Origin of the sequence: Tautonia sp. JC769, from assembly GCF_040717455.1 — a bacterium.
Taxonomy (GTDB): Bacteria; Planctomycetota; Planctomycetia; order Isosphaerales; family Isosphaeraceae; genus Tautonia.
Genome location: NZ_JBFEFH010000046.1, coordinates 21,102 through 29,206, shown reverse-complemented (window position 1 = coordinate 29,206; position 8,105 = coordinate 21,102). Strand labels below are relative to the sequence as shown.

At 68.2% G+C, this 8,105-nt stretch carries 7 protein-coding genes; 5 read left to right on the top strand and 2 right to left on the bottom strand.

Annotated features, from left to right (window positions below):
• Window positions 1–245: 245 nt before the first annotated feature.
• The 4 genes from AB1L88_RS26175 (at window position 246) to AB1L88_RS26160 (ending at window position 4,142) form a co-directional block, all read left to right on the top strand.
• The gene (locus AB1L88_RS26175; protein WP_367099668.1) at window positions 246–1,307 is read left to right on the top strand and encodes a substrate-binding domain-containing protein; all 1,062 of its coding nucleotides are present in this window, start codon (window positions 246–248) and stop codon (window positions 1,305–1,307) included.
• Between the two features lie 137 nt (window positions 1,308–1,444).
• Window positions 1,445–1,984 (top strand): methanogen output domain 1-containing protein, encoded by a 540-nt coding sequence (locus AB1L88_RS26170; protein ID WP_367099669.1) that lies wholly within the window; start codon window positions 1,445–1,447, stop codon window positions 1,982–1,984.
• Window positions 1,985–1,992: 8 nt separating this feature from the next.
• Window positions 1,993–4,020, top strand: a complete 2,028-nt coding sequence (locus AB1L88_RS26165) for an ATP-binding protein (protein WP_367099667.1) — start codon at window positions 1,993–1,995, stop codon at window positions 4,018–4,020.
• On the top strand, window positions 4,017–4,142 hold the full coding sequence (locus AB1L88_RS26160) for a hypothetical protein (RefSeq protein WP_367099666.1): 126 nt from the start codon (window positions 4,017–4,019) through the stop codon (window positions 4,140–4,142). Before AB1L88_RS26165 ends, AB1L88_RS26160 begins: the two co-directional genes overlap by 4 nt.
• A gap of 144 nt (window positions 4,143–4,286) precedes the next feature.
• Here AB1L88_RS26160 and AB1L88_RS26155 read toward each other — a convergent pair whose 3' ends face one another.
• Together AB1L88_RS26155 and AB1L88_RS26150 are read right to left on the bottom strand one after the other, a co-directional pair.
• Window positions 4,287–4,946, bottom strand: a complete 660-nt coding sequence (locus AB1L88_RS26155) for a metalloregulator ArsR/SmtB family transcription factor (RefSeq protein WP_367099665.1) — start codon at window positions 4,944–4,946, stop codon at window positions 4,287–4,289.
• The gene (locus tag AB1L88_RS26150) at window positions 4,930–6,027 is read right to left on the bottom strand and encodes a TQO small subunit DoxD (protein ID WP_367099664.1); all 1,098 of its coding nucleotides are present in this window, start codon (window positions 6,025–6,027) and stop codon (window positions 4,930–4,932) included. Before AB1L88_RS26150 ends, AB1L88_RS26155 begins: the two co-directional genes overlap by 17 nt.
• A 391-nt stretch (window positions 6,028–6,418) precedes the next feature.
• Here AB1L88_RS26150 and AB1L88_RS26145 point away from each other — a divergent pair, with 391 nt between their 5' ends.
• Entirely contained in the window at window positions 6,419–7,960 is a 1,542-nt protein-coding gene (locus AB1L88_RS26145) for a sugar ABC transporter ATP-binding protein (protein WP_367099663.1), read from the top strand.
• The last annotated feature ends 145 nt before the right edge of the window (window positions 7,961–8,105 follow it).

Here is an 8,105-nt window from a genome sequence, read left to right as displayed (position 1 = left end):
TATGCTACCAGAGGATCGGGCGTCGTCAACACCCTACCCGATTTTGTGAGGAAACTGTGGCGAAAAGGTGTGCAACGACCGGGACTTACGCATCGGGGCATTTTCAATCGCGTCGTCGCTTGCGTCTCGGTGGCGGCGGGTTGACCGGTCCTTTTCGCCCGATCTACGATGGCGGTTCAACTTCTCTGAATGGTGGCGCGGGGCGACCGAGTCGAACAATCGAGTGACAACGGAGGGCGATCCCGATGATCGGCCGAAGCTGGGGGGTTCCGGCGCTTGTCGCCGTGCTGTGGGGTGGGGTCGGCTGCGGCGTGGCTCCGGAGCAGGGGGGGGCCGGGGCATCGCCGTCGGGGGGGGCGTCGGGGTCGGGCGCGGTCGCGTTCGTCGGCTTCGATGGGAGTCCTCCGCTGGTCGAGGCCCTCCGCGACGGCGAGATCCAGGGCCTGGTCCTTCAGAACCCGCAGCGGATGGGGTATCTGGGGGTGAAGACCCTCATCGACCACCTGGAAGGCCGGGAGGTCGAGGCCGAGGTCTCGACGGGCGAGACGCTGGTCACGCCCGAGAACATGGAGGAGCCGGAGATCGCGGCCCTGCTGAACCCCGAGAAGCTGGAGCACGGGGCCAACGCCAGCCTTTCGGGCCAGAAAACGCGCAAATGGCGGGTGATGGTGATCCCGAAGGGGACCACGCACGAGTTCTGGCAGACGATCCACGCCGGGGCCAAGACGGCCGCCGACGAGATGGACGCGGAGATCCTCTGGAAGGGCCCGCAGAAGGAAGACGACCGGCAGCAGCAGATTGAGCTGGTGCAGAACGCGATCGCGCTGGGGGTTGATGGCATCGTGCTGGCGCCGCTCGATGCCAGGGCGCTGGTCGGCCCGGTCGAGCAGGCGGTGGACCGGGGGATCCCGGTGGTCATCATCGACTCGGCCCTGAACTCGCCGAAGCCGGTGAGCTATGTTGCCACCGACAATTACAACGGAGGGGCCCTGGCGGCCCGCCGGCTGGGGGAACTGCTTGAGGGGCAGGGCCGGGCGATTTTGTTGCGTTACGCGGTCGGCTCGGCCAGCACCGAGCAGCGGGAACAGGGGTTCCTCGACACGATGCAGAGCGAGTTCCCCGAGATCACCTTCGTCTCGAACGACCAGTACGCCGGGGCGACGGCGGCGACGGCGCTGGAGAAGTCGCAGCAACTGGTGACGCGATACCGGGGGCAGGTCGACGGCATCTTCGCGCCGAACGAGTCGAGCACCTTCGGCATGCTCCGGGCGCTGGAAGGGGCGGGGATGCTCAGGTCGGCCCGGTGAAGGGGTTCCCTTCGCCGGGAGGCTCAACTCGGGGGCCGGTTCGGTGGTACAATCGCGCCCGGAGGAATCAAGCGATCGGCAGATCGACGCGAATTGACTCAAGAGGCGACTGATCCAAGGGGGAGCGTGTGGAATCCATCGGACCGGACTCGACGTCGGCCCTGGCCATCGTGCAGGCGTTGCCGATCCCGCTGGAGCGGGACATCTTCCTCCGGACGCTCATCCGGGAACTGGCCGGCACGCTCCAGGAGGTGGTGGGGCTGGAGGAGGCCTCGGGATTCGTGAGCGTCGTCGGCCAGAAGGTCGGCGAGCACCTGAACGAGCACTACAAGGCGGCCCTGGCCGTGCCGGAACTCTCCAGGGGGCAGGTGGCCGCGGTGCTCGTGGATCTGAAGCGTCGGATCCGGGGGGACTTCTACATCATCGAGGAGGACGACGAGAAGATCGTCTTCGGCAACCGGGCCTGCCCCTTCGCCGAGCAGGTCGTCGGCCGCCCTGCGATGTGCATGATGACCTCGAACGTCTTCGGCGGCATCGCGTCGGATCACCTCGGCTACGCGAAGGTGGTCCTCGAGGAGACGATCGCCGAGGGGGCCCCCGGCTGCCGCGTGGTGGTCCACCTGAAGCCGACCCCCGAGGCCGAGGCCGCGACCGGCCGCGAATACTTCAGGGGGTAGACGCATCCATGCCCGTCGAGGCGTACCTCAAGCTCATCGATCGCCTGCCGGAGGCCCATCTCCTCGTCTCGGGCGACGGGGTCGTGCTCGGGGCGAACCGGCGGCTCGCCCGGCTCGGCTTCGAGCCGCAAAGCCTCCGATCGCGGCCCCTGTCCGCCATCACGGCCCAGCCTCCCGAGGCCGTCTCGGCCTATCTCCGACGGTGTGCGAGGACCTCGGAGCCGGTCCTCGGCTCGCTCGGCCTGCGGCGGGCCGACGGCGAGGTCGTCGCGTGCCGGTCGGACGGGAGCGTCGTCGACCCGGCCTCGGATCTCTCGGAGGCCGTCATCCTGCTGCGCCTGGTGCCCAAGGGTGTGTCGGTCAGCCGGTTCCTGACGCTCAACCAGAAAATCGAGCAGCTCGGCCGGGAAATTTCCTTCCGGAAGAAGGCCGAGGAGGAGCTCCGGGAGCAGAAGGAATGGCTCGGGGTGACGCTCTCGAGCATCGGGGACGCGGTGATCGCCACGGACACCGAGGGCCGCGTCCTCCTCATGAACCCGGTCGCCGAGCGGCTGACGGGGTGGGCCGAGGCCGAGGCGTCGTGCCTGCCGCTGGACGAGGTCTTCCGCATCATCAACGAGACCTCGCGCGAGACGGTCGAGAGCCCGGTGACGAAGTGCCTCCGAGAAGGGGTCGTGGTGGGGCTCGCCAACCACACCCTCTTGATCTCCAGGGACGGGACCGAGTACGCCATCGACGACTCGGCCGCGCCGATCCGAGAGCCGGGAGGCCAGGTCAAGGGGGTGGTCCTCGTCTTCCACGACGTGGGGGACCGGCGGAAGTTGGAGCGGGAGCTGCACGCCCGGGCCGAGCGGCTGGCCGAGAACGACCGCCGCAAGGACGAGTTCCTGGCCATGCTCGCCCACGAGCTGCGCAATCCGCTCGCCTCGATCAATCACGCCGTCCAGCTCTTCGACCGGCTGAACTCGGACGGGGACCTCGAATGGGCCAGGGAGGTCGTCCAGCGGCAGGTGAAGCACCTCGCCCGGCTGATCGACGACCTGCTGAACGTCTCTCGACTCTCCTGGGGCAAGATCAGCCTCAGGAAGGAGCCGCTTCGGCTCTCCCCGGTCGTCGGCACCGCCGTCGAGGCCGTCCGACCGCTCCTGGAGGAGCGCAGCCACGAGCTGAGCATCGCGCTGGCCGAGGACGACCTGCGCCTCGAGGCCGATCCCCTGAGGCTGGAGCAGATCCTCGTCAACCTGCTGACGAACGCCGCGAAGTACACCGACGCCGGGGGCCGCGTCTCGCTGGCCGCCCGCCGCGAGCCCCCCGAGCTTGTCATCACGGTCCGGGACACGGGCATGGGGATCACGCCCGACTTGATGCCCCGGATCTTCGACCTGTTCACCCAGGGCGACCGGACGATCGCCCGCTCCGAGGGGGGGCTGGGGATCGGCCTGACCTTGGTCCAGAAGCTCGTCGAGATGCACGGCGGGACCGTGACCGCCGCGAGCGACGGCCCCGGCAAGGGGAGCGAGTTCGTGGTCCGCCTGCCCGCGTTGGAGCCGTCGGCGGCCGAGGAGACGCGCCCGAAGGAGCCCGCGACCCGGGCGGATCGCCAGGGGGCCCGCGTCCTGATCGTCGACGACAACGTCGACACGGTGACGGCGCTCGCCCGCATCCTGAAGCTCCTCGGGCACGATGTCCAGCTCGCCTACGACGGCCCGTCGGCCCTCGAGATGGCCCGGAGCCACTGCCCCGAGATCGTGCTCCTGGACATCGGCCTGCCCGGCATGGACGGCTACGAGGTCGTCAGGCGGCTCAGGGGCGAGGAAGGCTGCAGGACCTCGCTCATCATCGCCGCGTCCGGCTACGGCCAGGACCAGGACCGACTCCGATCGCTGGAGGCCGGCTTCGACCATCACCTCGTGAAGCCCGTCGATTTCGAGAGCCTGATGAACCTGTTCGACCTGCGGACGAGCCAGGGGCCTCCCGAACGCCCGATTCCCGATCCGATGCCAACCGACGCAGGTGATCCGAGGACGCACCCTTGATCGATCGAACGACGCCGGAGAACGAGGCCGAGGCGCCCCTGCTGTCGATGCGAGACGTCGCCAAGCGCTTCGGCGCGAGCAGGGCACTGGAAGGGGCGGGGTTGTTCCGATCGTCCCGATGACGATTCCAAGTCACCCGTTGAAATGAGCGTCGGTGGATTGCCCGGGCTCAGAGGCGTCGCCAGGGCGAGCCCGAAGCAAGCTGGGCGAGCTTGTAGGACAGGGGGCTGAAGGGAAAACCATCACCACTCGGGCGGAGTTCGCCCTCAGGAGGAGACGACCGGCAGCCCGGCGGCCTTCCATTCCGGGACGCTGAATCGGAGCCGCCGGGCGGGGTACTCCCGCGTTCGCAGTTGCCGCACGCCCTCGATGGCCATCAGGCAGTACGGCCCTCGGCAATAGACCAAGAGGTCGCGGCCTGTCGGCAGTTCACGAGCCCGGGAGTCGAGTTCCTCGAACGGCAGATGGCACGCCTCCGGGAGGTGCCCGGCCGCGTACTCGTCGGCGGGACGCAGGTCGACGAGCACGCCCCGACCCTGCCGAACCTGCTCCCAGACGTCTTGTTCGTCGAGCGGGCAGAGGACGTCACCATCGCCCGACAGCCAGCCGATCGCCTCGCGGACCTCGGGCCGGAGGCGTTCGCCCAGGTCACGCAATGCAAGCCACAGGGCAGAGACCTCGTCGCCGGCCAGGCGATAGTGGACGTGGCGGCCGCGTTTCTCGGCCGTCACCAGGCCGGCATTGCGTAAGACCTTCAGGTGGGCACTCGTCGCCGCGAGCGACTGGCCGATGGCCCCGGCCAGTCGCTCGACCGTTTTCTCGCCATGGCTGAGCAGGCTGACCATCTTCAGCCGGTGCGGATTCCCGAGAGCCTGCCCCATCGAGGCCAGGCTCTCGAAGATTTCGTCTTTATTCGCGTCGACCATCGTCGAGATTCCCTGTAGGGACATGCTTGGAGCCGACCTGCAACGGCGTCGTCCAGCTCAGGCCGCTGATATCCAGGAGCTCGACGCGGTAATCCCCCGCCCCCAGTTGCGTCAACTCGGGATGTCGGAGCGAGACATCCGCCTTGGCACCAAGCGGCAGGACGAGGCTATGAGTCCCCGGCTGAATGCGGGCCACATAGTGGTTGTCGATGGCGTCGTCGGGCAGCCGGGAGAGCTCGTCGGCCGACCACTCCGCGACGATCGCGCCCGCATCATCCAGCAGTCGCAGGCCGATGGCGAAGGAGCCGTACACATCGGCCCCCTCGACCCGATACAGTCGCACCTTCAGCTCGTCCCCGCGGACCTCGGCTTCCGACAGCTCGACGACCGGCCGCACCGATTTGTTGTGCAAGTCTCCCCAGACGCCATTGTGGAAGACCTGATTGGTCAGCAGTGTGAGACCGAAGGCGGCGACACTCGAGACAATCACCAGCTTTCCCATGATGGGGGCCTCGGACGGCGCGACACCCCGGGCCCACGACAGGAGGCCCGGCTTGCCGGCGCCGAACCGCCTGGCGAGCAAGTAGTCCGCAGAATAACGGCCGCCGCCGGCGTAGGCAAAGGCCAGCCCGCCACCGATGCCCAGGACGCCGATCTGCCATTCGTCCAGGCAAGTCGTCCCCAGCCAGCCGGCCCCGAGCAGGATGCCGAGGGCCAGCAGGCTCGTCGCGACCCCCATTGCTCGGGTCAGCAGTCCCGCCATCAATGCCAGCCCAACCACCCCCTCAACGATGGTGAAGGCAACGAGCTTCCACCAGAGCAGCTCGGGGTGACTGACGAAGAACTCGATGATCGGCCCAATCCCCAGGGCATTGGGCAGGAAGTGGTTGAACTTCTCGCCGATGTAGCCTGGCTCGCCCGGCAGGAGCTTGTTCTCCAGGACCAGGCGGCGCCAGAAGGCAGAGAAATAGGTCCACCCGACAATCAGGCGGAGCGGAGTGAGGAGCGTCCCGCCCCAAATCCTGAGGTCGGCGAGGGGGCGTTCCAGCCGCGTTGCGATGGGTCGACCGAGTGCACTCATGGAAATTCTCCGATTCGAAGGGGACTAAGTTCTCCAGATTATCGGCCCGAACAATAAAATAGTCAACAGATTGTTTGAGTAACGGACCGCTGCCCGCTCGCAATCCATGCTTGCAGTTCCATCTCGGAGCACCCCCTTCGTTTCCGTCCTACGGGAAGCGTGCCCCGCTGAGGTGAATTGACGGCGCCAGCTTTTGGTGCCCGGCGGGGCGGGGAGTGATGATCCGGCGTCGAGAAATCAGGTCGCTCGGCAGTCGTCAGGGCAAAACCGTCGCCTTACCATGGACGGCGGCCTGCCGCCGGGTTGAGCGTGGGGTGGATGCGGTTTCGATCATGCCCCGATCGGGGCGCGAGCCCGAGTGGTGGTTCGATGACAGCGATGAAGGTGCCCCGTGGACGCAACACCGATCGAGAAAACGCCGAATGAGGCCATGCGGCCCCTGCTGTCGATGCGAGACGTCGCCAAGCGATTCGGCGCCAGCCGGGCGCTCGATGGCGTGTCGATCGACCTGTATCCGGGGGAAGTGCATGCCCTGATCGGAGAGAACGGGGCGGGCAAGAGCACCTTGATGAAGGTCCTCAGCGGGGCCTATCGGCCGGATGCGGGAGCCATGACGCTCGACGGGGAGCCGTACGCCCCGAAAGGCCCGCGAGACGCCCTGGCGAACGGCGTGGCGATGATCTACCAGGAGCTGGCGATCGCGCCGCACCTGTCGGTCGAGGCGAACGTGATGCTCGGGCAGGAGCGGACGCGGCTCGGCCTGGTCCGCAGGCGGGCGCATCGTCGGATCGTCCGCGAGGCGTTGGCGCTGCTGGAGCACCTGGACATCCGGGCCGAGGCCGTCGCCGGGTCGCTGAGCGTGGGGGCGCAGCAGCTGATCGAGGTGGCCCGGGCCTTGGTCAGCGACGCCCGGGTCATCGTCTTCGACGAGCCGACCAGTTCGTTGACCGAGCGCGACGCGGGGCGGCTCTTCGCCGTGATCGATCGGCTGCGGTCGCGCGGGCTGGCGATCGTCTACATCAGCCACTTCCTCGAAGAAGTGAGGCGGGTGGCCGACCGGTACACGGTCTTGCGCGACGGCCGGGCGGTCGACCGGGGGGCGATGGCCGGGGCCTCGCTGCGGGGGATCATCGCGGCGATGGTCGGCCGAGACCTGACGGAGATGTTCCCTCGGGTGCCGCACCGGGCAGGGGAACCGGTGCTCGACCTGCAAGGGCTGGCCGGGCGTCGCCTGCCGAGGCGGGCCGACCTGACCTTGCACCGGGGCGAAGTGCTCGGGATCAGCGGCCTGGTGGGGGCCGGACGGACCGAGCTGCTGCGGGCGATCTTCGGGCTCGATCCGGTCCGATCGGGCCGGGTCACCATCAAGGGGGTCCGGGGCGTCCTGCCGACGAGCCCGAGGCGCTCCATCCGCGACGGGATGGGCTTCCTGAGCGAGGACCGCAAGGCCGAGGGGCTCGCCCTGGCCCGGTCGGTCGAGGAGAACCTGACGCTGTCCGCCCTGGGCCGCTACGCCCGGTTCGGCTGGTTGCGGCTGCGGTCGCGGACGATCGAAGCCCGACGCTGGATCGAGGCCATGCGCATCCGCACCCAGGGTCCGGAGCAGCGGATCGGCGCGCTTTCCGGGGGGAATCAGCAGAAGGTCGCGCTGGCCCGCCTGCTGCACCAGCAGGCCGACATCCTCCTGCTCGACGAGCCGACCCGCGGGATCGACGTGGGAAGCAAGGCCGAGATCTACCGGATGATCGGCACCCTGGCGGCCGAGGGGAGGGCGGTGATCATGGTCAGCTCGTACCTCCCCGAGCTGATGGGCGTCTGCGACCGGATCGCCGTGATGAGCCGGGGGGTCCTGGGGCCGGCCCGCCCGGTCGACGCCTGGACCGATCACGAGATCATGGAAGAGGCGACCGGCGGGGCCGCCCCGATCGGCTGACCCCGCCCAGGCCCCGGTCGGATCGGGCACTTCGAGGCGTCTGGAACTGAGAGATGGCCTCATTTTTGCCCGTGACGTTTGTCTCGGAAGAAATCCGACCAGTCTCCGAGATGAAGCCCCGAAACGCGTCGCCGGTCCCGCAATT

Bases quoted from the DNA above. Each gene is read 5' to 3' on its own strand.
- AB1L88_RS26175 (WP_367099668.1), top strand. From the start codon at position 246: ATGATCGGCCGAAGCTGGGGGGTTCCGGCGCTTGTCGCCGTGCTGTGG.
- AB1L88_RS26150 (WP_367099664.1), bottom strand. From the start codon at position 6,027: ATGAGTGCACTCGGTCGACCCATCGCAACGCGGCTGGAACGCCCCCTC.
- AB1L88_RS26165 (WP_367099667.1), top strand. From the start codon at position 1,993: ATGCCCGTCGAGGCGTACCTCAAGCTCATCGATCGCCTGCCGGAGGCC.
- AB1L88_RS26155 (WP_367099665.1), bottom strand. From the start codon at position 4,946: ATGGTCGACGCGAATAAAGACGAAATCTTCGAGAGCCTGGCCTCGATG.